The 21715-nt window shown below is 62.0% G+C and carries 33 protein-coding genes and 1 pseudogene; 4 read left to right on the top strand and 30 right to left on the bottom strand.

All coding sequences use genetic code 11. The features are described from left to right. Positions 1 to 56: 56 nt before the first annotated feature. The 5 genes from VES88_11110 to trpS form a co-directional block, all read right to left on the bottom strand. The gene (locus VES88_11110) at positions 57 to 812 is read right to left on the bottom strand and encodes a class I SAM-dependent methyltransferase (protein ID HYN82042.1); all 756 of its coding nucleotides are present in this window, start codon (positions 810 to 812) and stop codon (positions 57 to 59) included. Between the two features lie 125 nt (positions 813 to 937). Further along, a complete protein-coding gene (locus tag VES88_11105; protein ID HYN82041.1) occupies positions 938 to 2218 on the bottom strand; it encodes an adenylosuccinate synthase in 1281 nt (426 codons plus the stop codon). A 115-nt stretch (positions 2219 to 2333) separates the two neighbouring features. Next, positions 2334 to 2825 (bottom strand): DUF456 domain-containing protein, encoded by a 492-nt coding sequence (locus VES88_11100; protein ID HYN82040.1) that lies wholly within the window; start codon positions 2823 to 2825, stop codon positions 2334 to 2336. After that, on the bottom strand, positions 2825 to 3946 hold the full coding sequence (locus VES88_11095) for a M28 family peptidase (protein ID HYN82039.1): 1122 nt from the start codon (positions 3944 to 3946) through the stop codon (positions 2825 to 2827). Before VES88_11095 ends, VES88_11100 begins: the two co-directional genes overlap by 1 nt. A 104-nt stretch (positions 3947 to 4050) precedes the next feature. After that, positions 4051 to 5034, bottom strand: a complete 984-nt coding sequence (gene trpS, locus VES88_11090; GenBank protein HYN82038.1) for a tryptophan--tRNA ligase — start codon at positions 5032 to 5034, stop codon at positions 4051 to 4053. Between the two features lie 30 nt (positions 5035 to 5064). Between trpS and VES88_11085 the strand changes: the two genes are divergently transcribed. From VES88_11085 to VES88_11070, 4 genes are read left to right on the top strand one after another with little or no spacing between them, the layout of a single operon-like run. Further along, positions 5065 to 5919 (top strand): inositol monophosphatase family protein, encoded by an 855-nt coding sequence (locus tag VES88_11085; GenBank protein HYN82037.1) that lies wholly within the window; start codon positions 5065 to 5067, stop codon positions 5917 to 5919. Beyond that, positions 5916 to 7532, top strand: a complete 1617-nt coding sequence (ftcD, locus tag VES88_11080; protein ID HYN82036.1) for a glutamate formimidoyltransferase — start codon at positions 5916 to 5918, stop codon at positions 7530 to 7532. Before VES88_11085 ends, ftcD begins: the two co-directional genes overlap by 4 nt. A gap of 53 nt (positions 7533 to 7585) precedes the next feature. After that, entirely contained in the window at positions 7586 to 7825 is a 240-nt protein-coding gene (locus tag VES88_11075; GenBank protein ID HYN82035.1) for a hypothetical protein, read from the top strand. Next, positions 7822 to 8229 carry a PIN domain-containing protein gene (locus VES88_11070; GenBank protein HYN82034.1) on the top strand — a complete coding sequence of 136 codons (408 nt, stop codon included), beginning with the start codon at positions 7822 to 7824 and terminating at the stop codon, positions 8227 to 8229. Before VES88_11075 ends, VES88_11070 begins: the two co-directional genes overlap by 4 nt. A gap of 25 nt (positions 8230 to 8254) precedes the next feature. Here VES88_11070 and map read toward each other — a convergent pair whose 3' ends face one another. The 25 genes and pseudogenes from map to tuf form a co-directional block, all read right to left on the bottom strand. Continuing rightward, positions 8255 to 9007 (bottom strand): type I methionyl aminopeptidase, encoded by a 753-nt coding sequence (gene map / locus VES88_11065; GenBank protein HYN82033.1) that lies wholly within the window; start codon positions 9005 to 9007, stop codon positions 8255 to 8257. Continuing rightward, positions 9004 to 9639 carry an adenylate kinase gene (locus VES88_11060; GenBank protein HYN82032.1) on the bottom strand — a complete coding sequence of 212 codons (636 nt, stop codon included), beginning with the start codon at positions 9637 to 9639 and terminating at the stop codon, positions 9004 to 9006. The genes map and VES88_11060 overlap by 4 nt, the downstream gene beginning before the upstream one ends. Positions 9640 to 9749: 110 nt before the next feature. Next, a complete protein-coding gene (gene secY, locus VES88_11055; protein ID HYN82031.1) occupies positions 9750 to 11081 on the bottom strand; it encodes a preprotein translocase subunit SecY in 1332 nt (443 codons plus the stop codon). Between the two features lies 1 nt (position 11082). Next, positions 11083 to 11532, bottom strand: coding sequence for a 50S ribosomal protein L15 (rplO, locus tag VES88_11050; protein HYN82030.1), 450 nt, complete (start codon positions 11530 to 11532; stop codon positions 11083 to 11085). A gap of 67 nt (positions 11533 to 11599) precedes the next feature. Next, a complete protein-coding gene (gene rpmD, locus VES88_11045; protein ID HYN82029.1) occupies positions 11600 to 11770 on the bottom strand; it encodes a 50S ribosomal protein L30 in 171 nt (56 codons plus the stop codon). A 73-nt stretch (positions 11771 to 11843) separates the two neighbouring features. Continuing rightward, positions 11844 to 12350 carry a 30S ribosomal protein S5 gene (gene rpsE / locus VES88_11040; protein HYN82028.1) on the bottom strand — a complete coding sequence of 169 codons (507 nt, stop codon included), beginning with the start codon at positions 12348 to 12350 and terminating at the stop codon, positions 11844 to 11846. 388 nt (positions 12351 to 12738) lie between these two features. Further along, a complete protein-coding gene (gene rplR / locus VES88_11035) occupies positions 12739 to 13083 on the bottom strand; it encodes a 50S ribosomal protein L18 (protein ID HYN82027.1) in 345 nt (114 codons plus the stop codon). Between the two features lie 8 nt (positions 13084 to 13091). Then, positions 13092 to 13631: a 50S ribosomal protein L6 gene (gene rplF, locus VES88_11030; GenBank protein ID HYN82026.1), complete on the bottom strand. Its 540-nt coding sequence runs from the start codon at positions 13629 to 13631 to the stop codon at positions 13092 to 13094. Between the two features lie 17 nt (positions 13632 to 13648). After that, positions 13649 to 14050 (bottom strand): 30S ribosomal protein S8, encoded by a 402-nt coding sequence (gene rpsH / locus VES88_11025; GenBank protein HYN82025.1) that lies wholly within the window; start codon positions 14048 to 14050, stop codon positions 13649 to 13651. A gap of 85 nt (positions 14051 to 14135) precedes the next feature. Further along, on the bottom strand, positions 14136 to 14321 hold the full coding sequence (locus VES88_11020; GenBank protein ID HYN82024.1) for a type Z 30S ribosomal protein S14: 186 nt from the start codon (positions 14319 to 14321) through the stop codon (positions 14136 to 14138). A 33-nt stretch (positions 14322 to 14354) separates the two neighbouring features. After that, entirely contained in the window at positions 14355 to 14906 is a 552-nt protein-coding gene (gene rplE / locus VES88_11015; protein HYN82023.1) for a 50S ribosomal protein L5, read from the bottom strand. A gap of 179 nt (positions 14907 to 15085) precedes the next feature. Beyond that, the gene (gene rplX / locus VES88_11010) at positions 15086 to 15406 is read right to left on the bottom strand and encodes a 50S ribosomal protein L24 (GenBank protein ID HYN82022.1); all 321 of its coding nucleotides are present in this window, start codon (positions 15404 to 15406) and stop codon (positions 15086 to 15088) included. 79 nt (positions 15407 to 15485) lie between these two features. Next, a complete protein-coding gene (rplN, locus tag VES88_11005; protein ID HYN82021.1) occupies positions 15486 to 15854 on the bottom strand; it encodes a 50S ribosomal protein L14 in 369 nt (122 codons plus the stop codon). 30 nt (positions 15855 to 15884) lie between these two features. Beyond that, the gene (gene rpsQ / locus VES88_11000) at positions 15885 to 16169 is read right to left on the bottom strand and encodes a 30S ribosomal protein S17 (GenBank protein HYN82020.1); all 285 of its coding nucleotides are present in this window, start codon (positions 16167 to 16169) and stop codon (positions 15885 to 15887) included. A gap of 6 nt (positions 16170 to 16175) precedes the next feature. After that, positions 16176 to 16475, bottom strand: coding sequence for a 50S ribosomal protein L29 (rpmC, locus tag VES88_10995; GenBank protein HYN82019.1), 300 nt, complete (start codon positions 16473 to 16475; stop codon positions 16176 to 16178). Beyond that, the gene (gene rplP, locus VES88_10990; protein ID HYN82018.1) at positions 16465 to 16893 is read right to left on the bottom strand and encodes a 50S ribosomal protein L16; all 429 of its coding nucleotides are present in this window, start codon (positions 16891 to 16893) and stop codon (positions 16465 to 16467) included. Before rplP ends, rpmC begins: the two co-directional genes overlap by 11 nt. Positions 16894 to 16991: 98 nt before the next feature. Then, complete coding sequence (gene rpsC / locus VES88_10985) at positions 16992 to 17651, bottom strand: 30S ribosomal protein S3 (protein ID HYN82017.1); 660 nt, start codon at positions 17649 to 17651, stop codon at positions 16992 to 16994. Continuing rightward, positions 17651 to 18010 (bottom strand): annotated as a pseudogene (rplV, locus tag VES88_10980) (50S ribosomal protein L22). Before rplV ends, rpsC begins: the two are co-directional and overlap by 1 nt. A 149-nt stretch (positions 18011 to 18159) precedes the next feature. Then, positions 18160 to 18495: a 30S ribosomal protein S19 gene (gene rpsS / locus VES88_10975; GenBank protein HYN82016.1), complete on the bottom strand. Its 336-nt coding sequence runs from the start codon at positions 18493 to 18495 to the stop codon at positions 18160 to 18162. A 19-nt stretch (positions 18496 to 18514) separates the two neighbouring features. Continuing rightward, entirely contained in the window at positions 18515 to 19345 is an 831-nt protein-coding gene (rplB, locus tag VES88_10970; GenBank protein HYN82015.1) for a 50S ribosomal protein L2, read from the bottom strand. A 4-nt stretch (positions 19346 to 19349) separates the two neighbouring features. Continuing rightward, positions 19350 to 19637, bottom strand: a complete 288-nt coding sequence (locus tag VES88_10965; GenBank protein ID HYN82014.1) for a 50S ribosomal protein L23 — start codon at positions 19635 to 19637, stop codon at positions 19350 to 19352. Positions 19638 to 19640: 3 nt separating this feature from the next. Continuing rightward, on the bottom strand, positions 19641 to 20501 hold the full coding sequence (gene rplD / locus VES88_10960; GenBank protein HYN82013.1) for a 50S ribosomal protein L4: 861 nt from the start codon (positions 20499 to 20501) through the stop codon (positions 19641 to 19643). Positions 20502 to 20506: 5 nt separating this feature from the next. Beyond that, positions 20507 to 21190: a 50S ribosomal protein L3 gene (gene rplC / locus VES88_10955; protein HYN82012.1), complete on the bottom strand. Its 684-nt coding sequence runs from the start codon at positions 21188 to 21190 to the stop codon at positions 20507 to 20509. A 27-nt stretch (positions 21191 to 21217) separates the two neighbouring features. After that, positions 21218 to 21526, bottom strand: a complete 309-nt coding sequence (gene rpsJ / locus VES88_10950) for a 30S ribosomal protein S10 (protein ID HYN82011.1) — start codon at positions 21524 to 21526, stop codon at positions 21218 to 21220. A 20-nt stretch (positions 21527 to 21546) separates the two neighbouring features. Beyond that, positions 21547 to 21715: elongation factor Tu (gene tuf / locus VES88_10945; GenBank protein HYN82010.1), on the bottom strand; the 169-nt coding region annotated here is incomplete at its 5' end.

Below are 21715 nucleotides of genomic sequence, written 5' to 3'. Positions count from 1 at the left end.
GAGTGAAAGAACCGCAAGTAGTGCGTGTTCTGTCATGCGCACGATCCCCTGATCACCTACGCGCCGTTGGAGTGAAGGCCGGGTTTCCGTGCGAAGAAAAAGCTCTGGCGGCGATTCGTCGACGCGAGGCGCACGATCCTCATTTCGACGTCCTGGAAGCCGATTTCCTCGAGTGTAGATACGATCCGCTCGACCGGATACCGGTTGTACTCCATGAAACGACGCCGCCCGAGGGCGCGGCTGACGCGTGAACGTACCGAGTCAAGCGTGCGAGCGGCGGCCGAGGGTAAGTCACCGTTATCCGCGCCGGGCACTGGCGTCTGGAAACAGATCGACGCACCCGGCTGCAGGGCGCGGTGCGCAGCACGGAGATACGCGACGATTCCCGAGTAATCCGAAAGATGCTGGAAGACAAACGTGCTTATCATCGCCGAGCAGGTTCCCGGCCGGACGTCTAACACTGGTTCTTCCACGATGGAAAAAGTGACGCGCGTCACGCTCGCTCCGAGGAAGCGTTTAGCGAGCTCGATCTGATCCACCGAGACGTCTATTGCCAGGACGCGGTCGAAGTAATCGACCAGCGCGGAAGTGAGCCGCCCCGCTCCGCATCCTATCTCGACGCATCTACCGCCGTCTTTGCGCCCGTATTGGTTCCATTGGCGCATGATGTCCGTGCAATCGCTCCGACCCGCGGCGAGAAAGTCATCGATCGTCCATGGGTGCGGCCCATCGTGCTGGCGTCCCTCCCACGTCGCCACCGCCCACATGGGATCATACCGACCCCAGAACCGCCACTCAGCCGTCGATCGCATGCGGAAACCTACGGCCGTCAAGCACTCCCGGATCGTTCACTGCCGGCCATCGGATGAGCGCGGTGCCAGAATCGCAGCTCGCGAACACGTAGCGGCGATGGCAAGAGCAACGAGCGACCGCATGTCTAGGCTGCGATGATCTGATCTCGCCGCGTCCCGACGCTCACGTACGAAATCGGTGCGTCCGAAAGTGATTCGATCCTGTCCAGATAAGTGCGCGCCGCGCGAGGGAGATCGTCGAGCGAGCGAGCATCCGCCGTCGATTGCTGCCAGCCCTCCAGCCACTCGTACTGCGGCTCTGCTGTTTCCAGGGTGACCAGATCTCCGGGAAACTCTGAATGCAACTCGTTGCCGACGCGGTATCCAGTGCAGATGGCAATACGATCGAGCGTGTCGAGCACATCGAGCTTCGTAACAGCCAACCCGGTGAGGCCATTGATGCGCGTCGCGTAGCGAACCACGACGCTGTCGAACCAGCCGCATCGGCGCGGACGACCTGTCGTGGCGCCGTATTCGTTGCCCAACTCGCGGATCCGGGAAGCCAGCGGTTCCTCGAGCTCAGTCGGCAGTGGCCCGTTCCCAACTCGCGTGGTGTAAGCCTTCACGATCCCCAGCGCAGCGTGAATCGAGCTGGGTGCGATGCCCACTCCAATTGCGGCTCCGCCTGAGGTCGTGCTGCTCGATGTTACAAACGGATAAGTCCCGTGATCTACGTCGAGCATCGATCCCTGCGCACCCTCGAGCAACACGCTCGCGCCCTTCCTGATTGCCTTGTACACGGCAAGACCAACGTCTTCGGTAATTGGCAGAATGCGAGGTGCCAGTCGCTCGAGAGTCGAAAGCGTGGCCTCGAGGTCGGCTCGCTCAGGTACATCAAAAGCACTTAGCTGCGCATTCGCATGAGCAACGCCGCGCTCTACTCGGTTACGAAGCCGCTCCGGATGCCGAAGGTCGAGCACGCGAACACCGCGCCGAGCGATTTTGTCTTCATACGCTGGGCCGATTCCCCGCCCCGTAGTGCCAATCTCCCGGCTCGCAGAGCTCTTTGAATCGACGAGCTTGTGATAAGGAAGAACGAGGTGCACGCGGTCGCTTACGTACAGCCGACCCTGCACATCCACGCCGTCCGCGATCAGTTCGTCGATCTCCGTGAATAGAGTCTCGGGGTCGAGCACGACGCCGTTTCCGATCGCACAGCGAACACCAGGATGAAGAATCCCGCTCGGGATCTGGTGGAGAACGAATGACTTCTCGCCGATCTGCACTGTATGTCCGGCATTCGCACCGCCCTGGTAACGAACTACCCAGTCAGCGCGCTCGGCAAGCACGTCGACGAGCTTGCCCTTCCCCTCGTCGCCCCATTGCGCACCGACAATTACCACGGTGCGTATCTTGGAATCGAACAATTGCGCTCCGCGACCGCGCTAAACGCGCGAGAGAATTCTCACCGAAATGAAAAACGCCCCGGCAGTCGCGAGGCGTTGTTCGAATCTACCCGAGCAGTGATGCGTGTCAATCAGGTCAGCCGAGCGCGGCGAAGAATATCCACGACGCTATGGCACAGCCAATCCCGATCTTGAGCGCGGTGGCGGCGACCCTTCCCAGCAGCGCTCCTGTCGCGACTCTCGTCGCGTCCTTTCGCGAGCTCCCCTGCGACACCTCTCCGACGAGCGCGCCGATGAATGAACCGGCAAAGGCGCCGATCAGTGGACCAACTATCGGGATTGGAAAACCCAGAATAGCTCCGACAACTCCACCGATGATCGCTCCCCAGCTCGCCCGGCGCGAGCCGCCGTACTTTCGGGCGTACTTCCCCGCCAGCCCGAACTCGAGCACCTCCGCGATAACCGCCAGCACGGTCACGGCGACGAGCGTGAACCACCCGATCGGAGTTCCCCCGACCAGAATGTTGTAAATCACTGCGCCTGTGATCATCACCCAGAGTCCCGGAAGTCCGAGCGCGATCAGTACGAGTGACAGTACGAGTACGGCGGTCAACAGTACGAGTGCCATTAACGAAGCTCCTCAATGGTTGCGGCGAGTAAACGCGCTGCGTTTGCAATTCCGCTGCCGTCCAGTCGTTCACGCGTGTCGCTGGAAGTATGTACGCGCGCGAGGGTGCCGAGGTTTCCGCGGGATACCGTGACCGCATCCCAGCCGGCATCGGCGAACGCGATGCTGTCGGTGAGTATGCCCGGAATCAACGCACGAACGCGCACGGGCAACGCGAGACGGTCGCCGGCCCTCACGACGGCTGCAGCGGCAGGTCCGCGATTGCGACCGTGCGTCATGCACAAGAAATTGCCGTTATCGTCGATCGTGTCGCAGTTGACGACAGGTGCGCGCTCGTGATTGGACTCGACATGCGCGCGCGCTCCGGCGAGCGCGAGCTCCTCGGCGCTCGTGACTATCACGCCGACGTCTGCTTCTGCAGGGAGCTCGCGAACAGCGAGTAGAACGGAGATGAGCCCGCTCGCGTTATCGACCGCCCCGGGCGATTTGTTGCCCGTGAGACAGAACACGAGGGGGAGTGCGCACACGGCGCCGACAATCGCAAGGGTCGGAACCACCTCGCTCCCAAGCCATCGTTCTCCGTTCCTCATCACGCTCACCCACGCGACGATCAGCGCAGTGGCAAACACAGCGACGGTAACGAATGTCAAGACAACAGCCCCGACGCGGACAAGCATCGGTATCGTCTGTGATTTCGAATCGGCGTGCGCAACCAGCCAGATGGTCGGCGTTCCCCGCGTCGCGATCAGATTCGCGGATCTCGATCTCAGCAGCGGGAACTTCAAAATCGCGCCGCGGCCGAGCCATCGGCCGGTAGCTCCTGTAAGCAGGAGGCCGAGCAGGAGCGTCCCAAGGGCCGGCCCGGCTCCGCCGTGGTCCGAGTGCACGTGGCTGGTGAGCAGCAGGACGGCGATCAGCAGGAGCCCGACGACCGTCGGGCCGTAACGTGCGGGAAATTCGGAGAATGTGAACGGATCCTCTCTCACGGAGAATCCGTGGCTCTTCAGCAGCGACGCACAGAGGTCTCGCGCAAGGGCTTCGCTGTCGCTTCCGGCGAATCTCGGAGCGGACGCGATCTTCTCGAGCAGCTCGCGAGCGTCAGACGCAAGGTCTCGATTCACGCCGCGCCCCGTTGTGAATCCGCAGTCCGCAGTTCAATCCGCAGTCCGCAGTGTAGTGCCGCATTCCGCAGTGTAGTGCCGCAGTCCGCAGTTGACGGTTGCGTTCAGGTGAGTCCCATGAGCTGCTTCACTTCACGAAGCGTCTCAACTGCAATCGCCCGAGCTCTTGCGGCTCCGGCCGCGAGTATTTCGCCGACGCTATTCGACTCGGCCAGGACTCCCGCAGCGCGCTCGCGGATAGGCTGCAGCTCGGCTTCCATCGAGTCGAACAGAACTTTCTTGCAGTCGATGCAGCCCCATCCGGCAGTGCTGCACTGTACGGCAACGTGCTCGACCGTAGCCGGCGGACTGAACGCCTTGTGCAGGTGGTAGATATTGCACACTTCCGGCGTCCCCGGGTCGGTCCGGCGAACACGCTTGGGATCCGTCACTGCCGGACGCAGCTTTTCCCAGATGTCTTTCGGATCCTCGAGCAGGCCAACCGTGTTGCCGAGCGACTTGGACATCTTCGCCTGGCCGTCGAGGCCCATGACGCGGCGAGTCGGAGTGAGCAGAGGCTTCGGCTCGGGGAAAAACGGAGTCTCCTCGCTCGCAAACTTCGTGTTCCAGCGCCGCGCAACTTCTCGCGAGAGTTCCAGGTGCTGGACCTGGTCCTCGCCCACCGGCACCATGTCCGCCTTATACAATAGTATGTCGGCTGCCTGGAGCACCGGATACGTCAGCAGCCCCACGGCCACGCTTTCCTGCCTGAGCGCCTTCTCCTTGAACTGAGTCTGCCGCTCGAGCTCGCCGAGCGGCGTGACCGAGTTGAATATCCAGGCAAGCTCGGTATGTTCCGGAACCATTGACTGAACGAACAGCGTGCACGCGGATGGGTCGATCCCCGCGGCGAGCAGCGATACGGCCATGTCGCGCGTCCGCTGCCTCAGGTCAGCCGGATCGTACGGCACCGTGATCGCGTGATAATCGACGATGCAGAAGAACGACTCGTATTGCCGCTGCAGCACAACCCAGTTCTTCACCGCCCCGAGATAATTGCCGATATGCAGCTCACCCGAAGGCTGTATTCCACTGAAGATTTTGGGCATCCGGCGAAGTTAACGATTGAGAGGAACGAGTTGCAAGCAAACTTCGGATCCACTGATAACGATGCGCTCTCCGCGCAGGAACTGCTCGACATTGCGGTTTTCGCTGCTGCGGCAGCCGTGCGCGTGATCGACGACGCAGTCGGCGGGCGCACCTCGCTCGTGTGGGAGGAGAAAGGCTCTGCGGATTTCGTGACTGAAGTCGACAGGGCGGCAGAATCCGCCATTGCAGACGTTGTTCGCGCCCATTGCCGCGATGCAACAATCATCGGCGAAGAGCTTTCCCCCGAAGGCTCGCTTGCGGCGCGAGGAATCAGCTTCATCGTCGACCCGCTCGACGGAACGACGAACTTTCTTCACGACTACCCTGAATACTCGGTCTCGATAGCCGTCACCAATGGATCGGACCTCGTAGCCGGTGTTGTGCGCAATCTCACGAAGAACGAAACATTCACCGCTGTCCGAAACGGTGGCGCATACCTCAACGGCGAGCGGATTGCTGTCTCGCGCGAATCCACCCTTGCGCGCGCCTTGATCGGAACCGGATTTCCGTTCAAGCGACATGACCTGCTGGAGGAGTACGCGCGCCAGTTCATCCACGTGAGCCGGCACACGGCTGGAATCCGCCGGGCAGGATCGGCGGCGCTCGACTTGTCGAACCTTGCGTGCGGCCGCTTCGACGGATTCTGGGAGCTTGTGCTCGCACCGTGGGACATCGCTGCCGGAGTGTTGATCGTCCGGGAGGCGGGCGGAGTGGTCACCGATCTCGATGGGACGACGAAGTCGATATCACACGGCTCAGTCGTTGCAGGCAACCCGGACATACAGCCCTGGCTGCTGCGCACCGTTCAGGCCGCCGTCGAAGACCACACCCTCCTGGCACGATGAAGCTCGTAGAATGCGTTCCCAATTTCTCCGAGGGCCGGCGGCCCGAGGTCGTCAAGGCGATTCGTGACGCGATAGCCGCGGTGGAGGGCGTGACCGTCCTCGACGCATCATCGGATGCTTCGCACAACCGGTCGGTGATTACGTTCGTCGTTCCCCTCGAGCGCGCGGTCGAAGCGGCGTTCGCGGGCATACAGGTGGCGGGGGCGAAAATCGACATGCGCCAGCATTCCGGCGAGCATCCGCGCATAGGCGCCGCTGACGTCGTCCCGTTCGTTCCGCTCGAAGACACTACGATGGACGATTGCATCACGCTCGCGCGCGACCTCGGCCGGCGCGTCGGTGATGAGCTGGGCATTCCCGTGTATCTCTACGAGCGCGCGGCAACTCGGCCGACTCGCGTCAATCTCGCAGATGTTCGGCGGGGACAGTTCGAGGCGCTTTCAACAGAGATCGGCTCCAATCCCGATCGCGATCCTGACTTTGGACCGCGCGTGATTCACGCGTCCGCCGGTGCGGTAGCAATCGGCGCGCGCCCGTTTCTCGTCGCGTACAACGTGTACCTGGGCGACGCAGGCAACCTGCCGCTCGCAAAGACCATCGCCAAAGGCGTGCGCGAGTCGTCCGGCGGATTCAAGCACGTCAAAGGCCTCGGCCTCGAGGTGGACGGTCAGGCGCAGGTCTCGATGAATCTCGTCGATACCGAGGCCACTCCACTTCACGTTCCGTTCGATTTCATCTCCGAGCAGGCAAAGGCAGCCGGTGCCGAAGTCACGTGGAGCGAGATCATCGGACTCGTTCCGGAGCGCGTCCTCTTCGACTCGGCAAAGCACTACCTCAAGCTCGCGCAGTTCACGAATGATCAGGTGCTCGAGCGGCAGGTCGCAGGCGCGATGCGCGCGTCAGGCGCCGGGGCAGTCGCAGAGCAGTCCCCCACTCCCGAGGCGAAGCCCGCCGCGGCAGGCGTGGATCAGTCCCCCGCTCCCGATGCGAAGCGCGCCGCGGCGTCTGATGCGTTTCTCTCCGCTGTCGCGTCAGCCGAGCCCGTTCCCGGTGGGGGCAGCGTCGCGGCGTACGCAGGCGCACTCGCCGCGGCGCTCACCCGCATGGTGACCGGCCTCACCCTCGGAAAAAAGAAATACGCCGCCGTTGAATCGGAGATCGCCGATATCGCGTCGAGCGCCGCTGCGCTGATGGAAAAACTCGAGGGCCTGGTAGCGAGTGACGCCGTAGTTTATTCGGCGGTATCTGCGGCGTATAAGATGCCGAAGGGCACGGAAGCGGAAGTGGACGCCCGGAAGCAGGCCATCACGACTGCGCTCCTCGCCGCGTCAGAGATACCGCTCGAGACGGCTCGCGCCTGTGCCGGCGTTGCGGATCTCGCCGCCGCAGTTGCAGAGAAGGGTAATTCGAAGGCGATTACGGACTCGGGGGTTGCCGCACTCTTGGCCGACGCGGGTTGCAAAGGCGCCGCCTACAACGTGCGAATCAACGTGTCATCGCTCGACGACCCCTCGAGCGGGGAGCTTCTAGTGCGCGAAGCGATGGAGCTGGTGCAGCGGACGGAGACGCGCACAAGAGCAACAATGAACTTGGTAGAGAAAGCACTGCAATAGCGAGAACGTGACGTTGTGTTGCATGCAATACCGGATTGTGTTACATTGGTGACATGGATACGACGATCAGGAACATCGATGCCGAGCTTTATCGGAAGCTCAGGTCGCGCGCGGCGCTCACTGGAATGACCGTCGGAAAGGCGGTCAGCGAGGCCATGCGCGCGTATCTCGCCCGTCCGCAGCCATCGAAGACCGGGAGCCTTCTCGATCTCGTCCCCGAGCCGTTTCCAAAGGGCAACGAGCGGGTCAGCGAAGAGATCGATGCTATCGCATACGAGACTGACGCGGAATGATCGTGCTCGATTCGAGCTTCCTGATCGCCTACTACAACACCCGTGACGTGCATCATGCCGCTGCGGCACGCATGATGATTCAGCTGATCGGTGGAAAGTGGGGCCGGGGACTTCTGCTCGAATACGTCTTCCTGGAAACCGTCACCGTGCTCCGAGCGCGGCGCGACAGAAAGGTGGCCGTGACCGTGGGAAGGATTCTCCTCGATGCGCGGGAGATCGATTTCGTTCCATGCTCGGACATATTCTCCGACACGTTCGAGACCTTTGGGCGCGACCGGTCGCACGATCTCAGCTTCACCGATGCCGCCATCGTGACCGTCGCGCGACGACATTCGCCCGGATTCGTCGCAACTTTCGACAGCGATTTCAATGCAATCAGGGGAGTCTCGGTAGTCGCTTCCTGACTGCCCCACGCTCTGCCCGCCTGAGTCACGCCGCTGTCAGGATCCTCGGCGCATTCTCCGTGATCGCGACCGTGTGCTCGAAGTGCGCAGAGCGCGTACCATCGATCGTAACCACGGTCCACCGATCCGGCATCGTCCGGATGCCAGACTTGCCGACATTCACCATCGGCTCGATCGCGATGGTAAGACCGGGCACGAGCCTCAAGCCGCGCTTCGGCTTGCCGTAGTTCGGAACCTGCGGCTCTTCGTGAAAGCCCGACCCTATACCGTGACCGACGAGGTCTCGAACTACGCTGAAGCCGCCCCGCTCGACCACCTGCTGAACCGCAGCCCCGATGTCCCCCAGGTGGTTCCCATTCCTTGCCGCGCTGACGCCGGCCTCCAGCGCCTCGCGAGTCACCGCCAGCAAACGGCGCGATTCATCAGCAATCTCGCCGACCGGCACGGTCGTCGCCGAATCCGTGTGATATCCCTCGAACTTCACGCCGATATCAACGGAAACGATATCTCCTTCGACAAGCACTCGCTTACGAGAGGGAATACCGTGCACGATCTCGTTGTTGATCGAGGTACAGATGCTGGCGGGGAAATTGTAAAGGCCCTTGAACGACGGCACCGCACCATCGTGGCTGCGGATGAAATCCTCCGCGATCTTGTCGAGATCCTGCGTCGAGATACCCGGACGCACGGACTTCTCCATTAACGTCACGGCTTCGGCGAGGATCCGGCCTCCGCGAGCCATCACTTCGATCTCCCGTTGCGACTTGAGCTGGATCATGACTCCAGCGCTTTCATGGCGCGATCGGTGATCGCGTCGAGCTCGCCAGTGGCGTCGATCTCCGCGACATCGAGCCCGTGATCTCGCGTCCACTGGATCACCGGCGCTGTCTGCGTGCGGTACACCTGCAGTCGCGTGCGAACTGCCGCAGACTCGTCGTCCGGACGGCGCACCAGTTTCCCGCCGCACTTCGGGCAGATGCTGCCCGGCTCCCGACCTTTGTATGGCGTCTGGCAGTTCTCGCAGACAGTTCGCCCGCTGAGTCTGCGGATGAGCTCCTCGTCATCGATATCGAAAAGAAGAACCTTGTCCACTTTTCGCCCGAGCTCGGAAACCAGCTTCACCAGTCCCTCTGCCTGCGGAACGGTCCGCACGACGCCATCGAGAATCGCGCCCTTCGCGGCGCTCGGCGAGCCAAGCGCATCCTTCATGATGCCGAGAATCACCGAGTCCGGAACGAGATCTCCGCGATCCATGAACGCCTTGGCCGCGAGCCCCTGCTTTGTGCGATCCCGAATCGCTTCTCGCAGCACATCACCTGTTGCGATCTTCGGAATACCGAGGCGCTCGGCGAGGCGCTCGCCTTGCGTTCCCTTCCCCGAGCCCGGTGGGCCAAGCAGCACGATGATCATTCGTTAATGTATCGGCCGCCTCGGCGGGTTACTGCAAACCTGGTAACGGGATCGGATAGCGACTAACGGCTAACGGCCAACAGGTACGGGCAGCGGTTAACGGGTCGGTTTTAGAAGCCGCCCATCGCCTGACGGCCGCGGAAACGCACGCGACCTTTCTTCATGAAGCCGTCGTATTTCCTGAGCAGCAGGTGCTGCTGGATCTGCGCCATTGTATCGAGCGCGACACCGACAACGATCAGGAGCGACGTTCCGCCGAACTGGAAAGGCACGTTGATCATGTCGGCAATGAAGATCGGCAGGAGAGCGATGAACGTCAGGAAGATTGCGCCAGGCAGCGTGATGCGGGTGACGACGTGGTCGATGTATTCAGCCGTCCTGCTTCCCGGCTTTACGCCAGGAATGAATCCACCCTGCTTCTTGAGGTTCTCCGAAAGGTCGATCGGGTTGAAGATGATCGACGTGTAGAAGTAGGTGAAGAACACAATCAGGGTCGCAGACAGCAGATAGTAGACCCAGGTGCCCGGCTGGAAGTAATCGGAAATTATCTTCGCCTGCTCATTGCCGCTGAATTGCGCAATGGCACCCGGAACCACGATCACCGACTGGGCGAAGATGATCGGCATGACGCCTGAAGCATTCACGCGAAGCGGGATGAAATTCTTGGCCGCCTCGCGCATCCGGCCGCGGGCCATCGTGCGCTGCGGTATCTGTATCATCACCCGTCGAGCGGCCATCGTCACAGCGCATGTTCCAGCAACCACAGCCACCATCACGACGCCGAGAACGATGAGCGAGAACAGTCCGACGGCCTGCGTCTGGACGAAGGTGAACGTGCTGAAGATGCTGGGCCAGAATCGCTCGACGATCGAGAAGAAGATTATGAGGCTGGCGCCGTTGCCCAGACCACGCTCGGTGATCTGCTCGCCGAGCCACATGACGAAGATTGCGCCGGCGGTGAGGAAGAGCACCATCTGGAACGTGAACATCATTCCCGGGCGCAGGACCGCATTCTCGAGCGAAGATGTGAACAGCGCGAATCCATATCCCTGGACGATGGCGAGCAGGACCGTCAGATAACGCGACCACTGCGTGATCTTTTTTCGTCCCTCTTCGTCCTTCTGCATCTTCTCGATCGTCGGCACCACTGCGCCGGCGATCTGCATGAAGATGCTGGCCGATATGTACGGCATGATTCCCAGCGCGAACACGGTCGCCCGCGAGAGTCCGCCGCCGACGAAGAGGTCGTAGAGACCGAGGATTCCGCCGCCGCCTTGATTCCTGAAGAAGTCGGTGATCGCGACGACGTCCACACCAGGCACCGTGATATGCGACCCGATGCGGTAGAGCACCAGGCATATGAAGGTGAAGGTGATTTTCTGCCACAGCTCGGGGGTCCGATAGATGTTCTGAACCGCCGATGCCGCGTTGTTTTGCGCCATGTTACTCCTCGACGCGGCCTCCGGCCGCTTCGATCTTCGCGCGTGCGCCGGCGCTCATCTTCACGCCGCGAACGGTGACGGCGCGCGACAGATCGCCATTTGCCAGCACCTTGGCCGGACCCTTTCGCTTGTGGATCAGCCCGACGTCGGCGAGCGTCTGCTCAGTCACTTCCATTCCCTCGGGCAGACGGTCGAGATCGTTCAACCGAACGACCTGGTGCTCGACGCGAAAGATATTCGTGAAACCGCGCTTTGGCAGCCGCCGGGTGAGCGGCATCTGGCCGCCTTCGAACCGGGGCTTTCCTCCGCCGGGCCCGTGATGGCCGGCGCGCGCCTTGATTCCCTTGTGGCCCTTCCCGGAGGTTTTTCCGGTGCCCGATCCCGGGCCGCGTCCCAGGCGCTTACGATTCCGGTGCGAGCCGGGCGCGGCAACGAGATTGTGAAGCCCGATCCTCTCGGACCGCGCGATGATCTCGTGGTCGCGCTTACCCTCAGCTGCTGTCTTTCTCGCCACTCGTCTATTCCTCTACCGTCGTCACTTCGATCAGGTGACGAACGCGCTTGATCTGTCCGCGCAGCGAAGGAGAATCCTTCACAACGATCACATCCTGATGGTGCCTGAGTCCCATCGCGGCGAGCGTGTGTCGCATGCGCCACGTGTGCCCGATGCCGCTCCGAACCTGCTTGATCCGCACATTGCCCGACGTGAGTATCGACTTCTCCGTCTTCTTCGGGCCCTTGGTATTCCACCAAACGTGAGTCCTAGCCAAGTTGTGCCTCCTTGATCTTCGCGCGCGACCGATAGCCGAGCGTGTGCACTTCCACACCGCGCTCGCGCGCGATCTCTTCGACCGTCGTGAGCTGCTTCAGCCCGTCGAGCGCGGCGAGAACCATGTTGTGCGGATTCGTCGAGCCGAGACTCTTCGTCAGAATGTCCTGAATTCCGGCGCATTCCATGATAGCGCGTACGGCACCGCCGGCAATTACCCCTGCTCCGGGCGCGGCCGGCTTCATGAGAACTTTGCCCGCGCCATGGCAGCCCACGACCTCGTGCGGAATCGTTCCGCCCGTCATCGGGATGCGCGTCATGTTGCGGCGCGCGCTGTCGACCGCTTTGCGGACCGCTTCGGAAACTTCGTTTGCCTTCCCCGTCGAGAATCCCACCTTGCCCTGGCCGTCGCCCACGGCGACGAGGGCATTGAAGGAGAACCGCCGGCCACCCTTCACAACCTTGGCGACGCGATTGATCGCGATGACATTCTCGACCAGCTCGCTTCCGCCGTCTCCGCCGCGACCGTCGCCTCTTCCGCCGTCACGTCCTTTGCCGTCGCGCGAGCGTCCTGCCGCGCCTTCGCGACCACCGCCGCCGCCGGGCCCGCCTCGACCGCCGCCGGGTCCGCCACGTCCGCCGCCCGGACCGCCGCGTCCACCACCGCCGCGGCCGCCGCGACCTCCAGGCCCGCCGGCTCCGCCGCCGCTGCGCGCGCTGCGTCCACCTGTCGACCGTGCCGGACGCTCTTCAGCCGCCGCCGGTCGCTCTTCGCTCGCCGCGGGCCGCTCGTCCGGAGCTGCCGGAGCTGCCGGAGCTGCCGGTGCTGCCGGTGCTGCCGGTGCTGCCGGTGCTTCGCCTTCCTGATTTTCGTTCTCCGCCATTTATCTAAAACTCCAAGCCGCCTTCGCGGGCTCCATCGGCCACCGCTTTCACGCGGCCGTGATACAGATATCCTCCGCGGTCGAACACGACTCTCGTGACGCCCGCTTCCTTTGCCTTCTGCGCTATGCGCTTGCCGACTTCGGCAGCTTTCTCAGTTTTCTTGCCGCTGAGTCCCTGATCGGTCGCCGTCATGAGAGTGCGCTGAGTCACGTCATCCACGAGCTGAGCGTAGATATGCTTCAGCGATCTGTAGACTACGAGACGAGGACGCTCGCCGGTTCCATTCACCCGCTTGCGGATTCGGTAGTGGCGCCGCGTCCGCAGTCCAGCCCGGCCCCGAGTTGCCATCTTCGCCATTACTTGCCTCCCGCCTTACCCGCTTTTCTGCGGATCTGCTCGCCGGCGTACTTGATGCCCTTTCCCTTGTACGGCTCGGGCGGGCGCAGACTGCGAAGCTCCGCGGCGACCTGCCCGACGATCTCCTTGTTTGCGCCGTCGATGAGAATCTGCGTCGGCACCGGCGCCGTGAGCTTGATGCCTTCCGGTGCCCGGTATTCGACCGGATGCGAGAACCCGAGCGCCAGCTGCAGGCCGTACGGGCGCGTCTCGGCCTTGTAGCCGACGCCGATGATGTCGAGCTGCTTCTGGTAGCCCTTGGTGACTCCCTCGACCATGTTCGAGATGAGAGTGCGGCTCAGGCCGTGAAGCGCCTTGTGCTTCGATTCGTCGGAGGGACGCGCAACGCTGACGTTGCCGTTGTCCACCGTCAGCTTCATATCCGGATGAAAGGTGCGCGTGAGCTCCCCGCGCGGGCCTTTCACCTTCAGCGTGTTCCCTTCGATCGAGGCAGTGACGCCGTTTGGAACGGCGACGGGATGTTTTCCAATGCGTGACATTCGTGAGTTCTCCTTCCCTACCAGACGAGGGCGAGAATCTCGCCGCCGGTGCGCGCCTGGCGCGCCTGGCGGTCGGACATCAGCCCCTTTGACGTGCTCAGAATCGCCATGCCGAGTCCGTTTCGAACGCGCGGGATCTCGGTGACGCCAACGTACTTGCGAAGTCCCGGTGTCGAGACGCGCTGGAGCTCGCGGATCACCGGCTGGCCGCCCTGCGCGTACTTGAGTACGACGCGCAGCGTCTGCCGCCCGGTCTCCGCCTCGAGCGTCCTGTAGTCCTGAATGAAGTGGTTCTCCTTCAGGATCTTCGCTATCTCGACTTTCATTTTCGAACCAGGCATATCAACGCGTCGGTGCTTAGCTCCGCATGCATTGCGGATGCGCGTCAGCATGTCGGCGATAGGATCTGTCATACTCATCAGTATCTTCCCTAGTTAGTCCGCAGTTCGTAGTGCGGTTTGTCAGCAGTCAGCAATAGTCCGAAGTAGTCCGCAGTCCGCAGTATTACCAACTCGCCTTTCTCACACCCGGAATAAATCCGGACAGCGCCAGCTCCCGGAAGCAGATTCGGCATACACCGAACTTTCGGAGGAACGCCCGCGAGCGCCCGCATCTCCCGCAGCGGTTGTGCTGCCGGACGTCGAATTTCGGCTTCCGCTTGCTCTTCTCAATCATGGCCTTACGCGCCATACCCAAGTCTCTCTGAAAAAATGTTGCCCACTGTCAGCTCTGAACGACGATGGGCTTGTCATCGCCCTTGAACGGCATGCCGAGCTCCCGCAGGAGAGCGAACGCCTGGTCGTCCTTGTTCGTCGTGGTCACAAATGTGATGTCCATCCCGTGGATCTGCTCGACCATGTCGTAATTGATCTCCGGAAAGATCATCTGCTCCTTCACACCCATGCTGTAGTTCCCGCGGCCGTCGAACGAGCGGGTGTTGATTCCGCGGAAATCGCGAATTCGCGGGATCGCGACGGTGATGAAGCGATCCATGAACTCCCACATCCGCGCCCCGCGCAGCGTCACCGCCGCTCCAATCTCCTGCCCTTCGCGCTGGCTGAAGTTGGCGATCGACTTCTTCGCCTTGCGCCGCACCGGACGCTGACCGCTGATCACCGCGAGCTCCTCGACTACCTTGTCGAGCACTTTCGGGTTCTTGATCGCTTCGCCGACGCCGCAGTTGAGAACGATCTTCTCGACGGTCGGAATCTCGTGCGAGTTCTTGTAGCCGAACTGCTCCTTGAGGCGGTCGCGTACGGTCTCCAGGTAGTAGATCTTGAGGCGTGGCGGAGGAGCGGGAAGTCCGGCACCGGCATGCGCCTGCTGCTTCTGCTCGCCGCCTTCCTTCTTCTTTCCCTTTCCCTTCGCTTCCTTCGCGTCGCCGCCGGGAGGCTTGGGTGGTCCCGCTCCTTTCACGTGCTTCTTCTCTTTGTCGGCCATTTATCGATTCTCCGTCAGCGTACCCGGGGGATAGGCTCCCCCGTTCGTACGCCCACCCGTTCCTTGGTTCCATCGGTGTCGATGCGCGCCTTCGTGCGGGTCGGCTCGCCTGTCCTGGCGTCTATCAGCATAAGGTTCGAGGCATGCACTGCTGCCGGCTGCTCGATGATTCCGCTCTTGTCGTCCGGAGTCCGTGCCTTGCGATGTTTCTTGACGATGTTCACGCCTTCTACCAGAACCCGGCCGTTCTTGGGGTAGATGCGCAGCACCTTCCCCTCTTTGCCCCTATCGTCGCCCCGCATCACGCGCACGGTATCGCCCTTCGACACGCGCATCTTCACGCGCTCGGAGTTGATCCCGTGCCTCGTCGTGTTCCGATTCTTCGCGGTCTTCCGGTGCTTGAGCAGTCTCATCCTACAAAACCTCCGGCGCGAGCGAGACGATCTTCATGTACTTCTTCTCTCTCAGCTCGCGCGCTACTGGTCCAAAGATGCGGGTGGCGCGCGGCTCTCCCGCTTCGTTGATGATCACGATCGCGTTCTCGTCGAAGCGGATGTACGAGCCGTCCTTTCGGCGAGTCTCTTTCGCCGTCCGAACCACCACCCCGCGCGCGACCTCCGATTTCTTCACTGTCCCATTGGGCAGCGCGTTTTTCACCGTGACGATGACAACGTCGCCCAGCCCCGCATACCTCCGGCGGGTGCCGCCGAGCACGCGGATCACGAGCGCCGTCTTCGCGCCAGAATTGTCCGCGACCTTGACCACCGACTCTTGCTGAATCATTGAGGAATCCTGGTTCTACCGCAGTGTGTGCTAGCGCGCGCGCTCGACGATTTCCACGAGCCGCCACCGCTTGTCCTTCGACAAGGGGCGCGTCTCCATGATCCGCACGGTGTCGCCGGTCTTCGCATCGTTCTTCTCGTCATGTGCCTTCAGCCGCTTGGTCCGGCGCACCATCTTGCCGTACACCGGGTGCTGCACGCGACGCTCGATCGAGACGACGACGGTCTTGTCCATCTTGTCGCTCACGACTGTACCGATTCGCGTCTTTCGCGACGTACGGTTCACACCCTGAGCGTTCTCAAGTATCTCGGCCATTCTGTCCTATGCCCTCTTGCTCGAGCGACTCGCGCCCGTTCTTGTACGGCGGCTCACGCGCGTTTTCGTCGCGCTCCTCGCCTTCGGAAGCGACGCCGACGTGCCGGCCTCGACGATCCCGATGATCTTCTCGCGCAGCACCGTATTGAGCCGGGCGATGTCCTTGCGAATCACACGAAGGCGGAGTGGATCTTCCAGCGTCTCCGTTCCCGCGCGGAACTTGAGGCGGAACCTCTCCTCCTCCATTTCTGCGATGCGGGTACGGATATCCGCCTCGCTCATCTCGCGAATGTCCTTACTGAGCATCGGTGTGAGCCTCCTCTCTGGCCACGAACTTCGACTTCACGCCGAGCTTCGCGGCTGCCAGCGCAAGCGCCTTCCGCGCGATCTCGGGCGTCACACCCTCGAGCTCGAACATGACGCGTCCAGGCTTCACCACTGCGACCCAGCCTTCCGGTGATCCCTTTCCCTTTCCCATGCGTGTTTCCGCCGGCTTCTTCGTGATTGGCTTGTCGGGGAAGATTCTGATCCAGACTTTTCCGCCGCGCTTGATGTGGCGCGTGAGCGCGACACGTGCCGCTTCGATCTGCCGATTGGAAACCCAACCTGGCTCGACGGCCTGCAAACCGAACGCGCCGAACGCGACTGTAGAGCCACGCGTAGCGTGACCCTTCGTGCGGCCTTTGAACATCTTTCTGAACTTGACTCGCTTCGGACTCAACATTTCTGTTTGCGGATAACGGGTAACTGGTAACGGGCAGCGGGCGGGCGGCTAACGGGCAGCGGCGAACGCGTAACGGCCAACAGGTACGGGCAACGGAATCAAACCCCGGTAGAGTAGGTCTTCCCACGTCGATCCTCGACAATCTCGCCCTTGAACAGCCAGACCTTAACGCCGATGGTGCCAAACGTCGTCTTCGCCGTCGACGTGGCATAATCGATGTCAGCCCGCAAAGTGTGCAAAGGCACTCGACCTTCGTGGTATCCCTCGGTACGCGCGATCTCGGCCCCGCCGAGTCGTCCGCCACACTTGATCTTGATTCCGCCCGCGCCCATTCGCATTGCGCTCTGCACGGCACGCTTCATCGCGCGGCGAAATGAGATTCGCTGCGCCAGCTGGTTGGCGATGTTGTCCGCCACGAGCTGTGCATCGAGCTCCGGCCGCTTGATCTCCTCGACGTTTATCCCGACTTCCTTGCCCGAGATCTGCGCGAGCTCATCGCGAAGCTGATCGACTTCGGTTCCCTTCTTTCCGATCACGACGCCCGGACGCCCGGTGTGAATCGTCACGACCACTTTGCCAGGCTTCCGCTCGATGCGGATGTCGGCAATCGCGGCGTGACCGAGCCGCTGCTTCAGATAATCGCGCAGCAGCTCGTCCTCGCGCAGCAGCGCGGGAAAGTCGCGGTTCGCATACCAGGTGGATCTCCATGTCTTGGAGATCCCGAGTCTGAACCCGATCGGATGTGTCTTCTGTCCCATTACTTCCCCCCTCCTTCCCTGGCGCCGATCACGATCTCGACGTGACTGGTCCGCTTCTGAATTGGTGTCGCCCGTCCCTGGGCCGCCGGCATGAACCGCTTGATCTTCTGACCTTCATTGACGATCGCGCGCTTGATGTAAAGCGTGTCGACATCGAGCGATTCGTTGTTCCTTCGCGCTGAGTATTCCGCGTTCGCCACGGCGCTGTTGAGCACCTTCTCTATCTGTTTCGCAGCGTGTTTCTTCGAGAACCTGAGCAGACCGAGCGCGTCGTTGACGTTCTTGCCGCGAATCTGGTCGATAACGAGGCGCATCTTGTATGGCGACTGCCGCGTGCTGCGCTGGAACGCGCGCGCATCAGCGAGTACAGGAGCGTCGTTACGCGTGCTCTTCCGCGCGGCCGTCTTTCGAGGCGCCGCAGGGGCAGCAGTCGTCGCGTCATCGCCCTCGTCGCGCTGGGCTGTTTTCTTCGCCGCGCTCTTCGATGCTGCCTTCGCTTTGGCGGCCATTACTTAGCTCCCGCCCTCGGCGCTGGTGCAGCGGCTGGTGCGGTCGGAACGCCGGTGGCCTTCTTGTCGACGGCCTTCGCGCCGGTGTGACCGCGGAAGAGCCGCGTAGGTGAGAACTCGCCGAGCTTGTGCCCGACCATGTTCTCCGTCACGTAGACCGGAATGAACTTGTTGCCGTTGTGCACGGCGAAAGTATGGCCCACGAAGTCCGGGATGATCGTGCTCGACCGCGCCCAGGTCTTGATGACCTTCTTCGCGTTCGACGAGTTCATCGCGTCGACTTTCGTCTGCAGCGCTTCCTGAATGTACGGCCCTTTTTTTACGCTTCTCGCCATTTACTGATTCCCTGGTTGACTACTTCGTCGCCTTGCCGCGCTTCCGACCGCGAACGATCATACGCTGCGAAGCCTTCTTGTGATGGCGCGTCTTGACGCCTTCCTTCTTTCCCCATGGGCTGACGACGTTGCGCCCGCCGCGTGTGCGCCCGCCGTGCGGGTGATCCACCGGGTTCATCACTTCACCGCGAACCTTCGGACGCTTCCCCAGCCAGCGCGACTTCCCCGCCTTGCCGGCGGACAACAGCTCGTGCTCGGCGTTGCCCACGACGCCAATCGTCGCCAGACATGTCCCGTGCACGAGACGCATCTCGGTCGAGCGCATGCGCAGCGTGACGTACTCGCCTTCCTTGGCGACAACCTCGACAGAGGTTCCCGCAGAGCGAGCGACCTGCCCGCCCTTTCCCGGCTTGAGCTCGACATTGTGCACATCGGTTCCAAGCGGAACCTCGCGCAGCGGAATTGCGTTTCCGGTTCTCGTGTCCGAGCCCGGACCGGAGACAATCTTGTCGCCGACGGACAGTCCCTTCGGATGGATGATGTACCGCTTCTCGCCGTCCTCGTACTGCACCAGCGCAATGCGCGCCGAGCGGTTCGGGTCGTACTCGATGTGCTGCACAACGGCCGGCATGTTGTGCTTGTTGCGCTTGAAGTCGATGATCCGGTACTGGCGCTTGTGGCCTCCGCCGATGCGGCGCATCGCGATGTGACCGTGATTGTCGCGGCCGCCGGACTTCTTGAGCGGCGAGACGAGCGATTTCTCCGGTGTCGTGCGTGTGATATCGGCGAAATCGGAGACGCTTCGGAAGCGCGAGCTCTTTGTGACCGGCTTGAACTGACGAACGCCCATTTACCTAACCCTCGAAGATGTCGATGGTGTCGCCCTGGCGAAGCTTCACGATCGCCTTTTTCCAGTGCGGCCTGCGTCCGATCGACTGCCCGACGCGACGCGGCTTCCCGCGCTGGTTCGACGTCCAGACGTTCGTGACCTTCACTCCGAACAGTTTCTCGATCGCGCCGCGAATGGTCGTCTTCGTAGCGTCGCCTGCAACGCGGAAGGTGTATTCCCCGCGCTCCTGGTAAGCCGCCGACGACTGCTCGGTGACGATTGGCCGGACGATCGTTCTATGAATTGAAGCCATTGCTTACTTCCCCTTCTTTTTTGCGGCGCGCTTTGGCGCCTTTGCCGTCGCCTTGCGCGCGGACTTGCCCGATGCAGCAGACTTGGCGGCGCTCTTTCGGCCCGTGGTTTTCGTAGCCGATTTGCGCGTTGATTTCTTTGCCGACTTTGCCGACTTCGCCGCCGCCTTCGCCGGCGACTTTGCCTCGCCCTCCTCGGCGCGCGGCTCCTCTGGAGCGCTCTCGTCGGACCCTGCGCCGAGATCCTGCCCGAGCGCGGAGGACTCGATCAGCACCACTTCCGACCACAGGATGTGGAAGGTCGAGACGTCGGGATAGTTCAGCACCTGAGTGTCGGTCAGGTTGCGGCCGCTCATGTAGACGTTCGGCTTCACGCCGTCAGTGAGAATCAGAACCTTCTTGCCGTAGAGACCGAGCGTGCGGAGTAGCCCCGCGAGCTGGGACGTCTTCGGAGCATCGTACTCGAGAGAGTCGATCACGATGATCGCGTTCTCGCGAGCGCGTGCATTCAGAGCGCTCTTCCGGGCGAGTGCGCGAACCTTTCGCGGCACGGCTTCGGCGTAGCTGCGGGGGCGCGGACCAAACACTGTTCCACCGCCAACCCACTGAGGCGCGCGCGTCGAGCCCTGACGGGCGCGACCGGTACCCTTCTGCTTCCACGGCTTCTGGTTTCCACCGATGACGAATCCCCGCGTCTTGGTGGATGCGTTGCCCTGGCGCTGATTCGCGAGGTAGGCCTTCACCGCCTGGTGCATCACCGGCATGTTCACCGTTCCGTCGAACAGCTCCGACGGAAGGGCGACCGATTCGCGTTGAGCTCCCTCTGCGTTGTACGCCGCGGCGTTCATTGTCGTCGTTTCAGGCATTTCCGTTAGACCTGCTTCTTCACGAGCACGATGCCGTTCGTCGGACCAGCAATCGCGCCGCGGATATAAATCAGGTTGCGCTCCGCATCGATGCGCTCGATGCGCAGGTGCGTTTGCGTGTGCCGCTTGTTGCCATACTGTCCCGGCATCTTCTTGCCCTTGATGACTCGCGACGGATCGGTGCCCGGGCCGATCGAACCCGGCCGCCGGTGCTTCGTGTTGCCGTGCGTGTTCGGTCCGCCGCGGAAGCCGTGACGCTTCACTACGCCCTGGAATCCGCGGCCCTTCGACGTCCCGGTGACCTTCACATGATCGCCCGGCGCAAAGATTCCGACTGTTACGGTGTCGCCGAGGTTGAACGTTGGGACTTCCGAATTCTTTGGTGCGTCATCGAGGCGGAAGCTGCGAAGAATCGCGGGCGCCGTCGCGAGTCCGGCTTTGGCCGCGTGACCAATCACCGCTTTGTGAGCTCTGCGACCGCGCAGAATTGTCTTCTCACCTTTCTTCGACGCGCGACGAATGCGCTGCTCGCCGTAGCCGAGCTGCACCGACGCGACGCCGGCGGTCTCCGGCGCGAGCACCTGAACGACGGGATTCGGCGGTGCTTCGACAACCGTGCAGGGGATCTGCTGTCCCTGCTCGTTGAAGATCTGCGTCATCCCGACCTTTTTACCGATTATGCCGATCATTGGAGTTCTTTCAGCGTGAGATGATTGCTACTCGACCTTGATCTCGACATCGACGCCGGCCGGAAGATCCAGCTTGGTCAGTGCGTCGACTGTTGCCGCGCGACTGTCGAGGATGTCGATCAGCCGCTTGTGCGTCTTGAGCTCGAACTGCTCGCGTGACTTCTTGTCGACATGCGGCGACCGGAGAACCGTCCACCGCTTGGTCTTCGTCGGGAGCGGAATCGGACCAGACACCTGCGCGCCCGTCTTCTCGGCGGTGCGGACGATGTCCGCCGCCGCCTGGTCGATCACCGCGTGATCGAACGCCTTGAGTCGGATGCGAATTCTTCCAGCCATGAGAGCCTCGGAGCCTCGAGTTACTTGATGATTTTGGTTACTACACCAGCGCCTACCGTGCGGCCGCCCTCTCGGATCGCGAACCTCAGACCTTCGTCCATCGCGATCGGCGTGATCAGCTCGATCGTCATCTGAACGTTGTCACCCGGCATCACCATCTCCATTCCTTCCGGTAGCTCGACACTCCCC

Source organism: Gemmatimonadaceae bacterium (assembly GCA_035633115.1).
Lineage (GTDB): Bacteria > Gemmatimonadota > Gemmatimonadetes > Gemmatimonadales > Gemmatimonadaceae > UBA4720.
This window is presented reverse-complemented; position numbering and strand designations above follow the sequence as displayed.

Coding starts and splice junctions, on each gene's coding strand:
- VES88_11110 (HYN82042.1), bottom strand. CDS start 812: ATGCGATCGACGGCTGAGTGGCGGTTCTGGGGTCGGTATGATCCCATG.
- VES88_11100 (HYN82040.1), bottom strand. CDS start 2,825: ATGGCACTCGTACTGTTGACCGCCGTACTCGTACTGTCACTCGTACTG.
- trpS (HYN82038.1), bottom strand. CDS start 5,034: ATGCCCAAAATCTTCAGTGGAATACAGCCTTCGGGTGAGCTGCATATC.
- ftcD (HYN82036.1), top strand. CDS start 5,916: ATGAAGCTCGTAGAATGCGTTCCCAATTTCTCCGAGGGCCGGCGGCCC.
- VES88_11075 (HYN82035.1), top strand. CDS start 7,586: ATGGATACGACGATCAGGAACATCGATGCCGAGCTTTATCGGAAGCTC.
- VES88_11070 (HYN82034.1), top strand. CDS start 7,822: ATGATCGTGCTCGATTCGAGCTTCCTGATCGCCTACTACAACACCCGT.
- map (HYN82033.1), bottom strand. CDS start 9,007: ATGATCCAGCTCAAGTCGCAACGGGAGATCGAAGTGATGGCTCGCGGA.
- VES88_11060 (HYN82032.1), bottom strand. CDS start 9,639: ATGATCATCGTGCTGCTTGGCCCACCGGGCTCGGGGAAGGGAACGCAA.
- secY (HYN82031.1), bottom strand. CDS start 11,081: ATGGCGCAAAACAACGCGGCATCGGCGGTTCAGAACATCTATCGGACC.
- rplR (HYN82027.1), bottom strand. CDS start 13,083: ATGGCAACTCGGGGCCGGGCTGGACTGCGGACGCGGCGCCACTACCGA.
- rplF (HYN82026.1), bottom strand. CDS start 13,631: ATGTCACGCATTGGAAAACATCCCGTCGCCGTTCCAAACGGCGTCACT.
- rpsH (HYN82025.1), bottom strand. CDS start 14,050: ATGAGTATGACAGATCCTATCGCCGACATGCTGACGCGCATCCGCAAT.
- VES88_11020 (HYN82024.1), bottom strand. CDS start 14,321: ATGGCGCGTAAGGCCATGATTGAGAAGAGCAAGCGGAAGCCGAAATTC.
- rplX (HYN82022.1), bottom strand. CDS start 15,406: ATGCGCGTGTCGAAGGGCGATACCGTGCGCGTGATGCGGGGCGACGAT.
- rplN (HYN82021.1), bottom strand. CDS start 15,854: ATGATTCAGCAAGAGTCGGTGGTCAAGGTCGCGGACAATTCTGGCGCG.
- rpsQ (HYN82020.1), bottom strand. CDS start 16,169: ATGGCCGAGATACTTGAGAACGCTCAGGGTGTGAACCGTACGTCGCGA.
- rpmC (HYN82019.1), bottom strand. CDS start 16,475: ATGCTCAGTAAGGACATTCGCGAGATGAGCGAGGCGGATATCCGTACC.
- rplP (HYN82018.1), bottom strand. CDS start 16,893: ATGTTGAGTCCGAAGCGAGTCAAGTTCAGAAAGATGTTCAAAGGCCGC.
- rpsC (HYN82017.1), bottom strand. CDS start 17,651: ATGGGACAGAAGACACATCCGATCGGGTTCAGACTCGGGATCTCCAAG.
- rpsS (HYN82016.1), bottom strand. CDS start 18,495: ATGGCGAGAAGCGTAAAAAAAGGGCCGTACATTCAGGAAGCGCTGCAG.
- rplB (HYN82015.1), bottom strand. CDS start 19,345: ATGGGCGTTCGTCAGTTCAAGCCGGTCACAAAGAGCTCGCGCTTCCGA.
- VES88_10965 (HYN82014.1), bottom strand. CDS start 19,637: ATGGCTTCAATTCATAGAACGATCGTCCGGCCAATCGTCACCGAGCAG.
- rplD (HYN82013.1), bottom strand. CDS start 20,501: ATGCCTGAAACGACGACAATGAACGCCGCGGCGTACAACGCAGAGGGA.
- rplC (HYN82012.1), bottom strand. CDS start 21,190: ATGATCGGCATAATCGGTAAAAAGGTCGGGATGACGCAGATCTTCAAC.
- rpsJ (HYN82011.1), bottom strand. CDS start 21,526: ATGGCTGGAAGAATTCGCATCCGACTCAAGGCGTTCGATCACGCGGTG.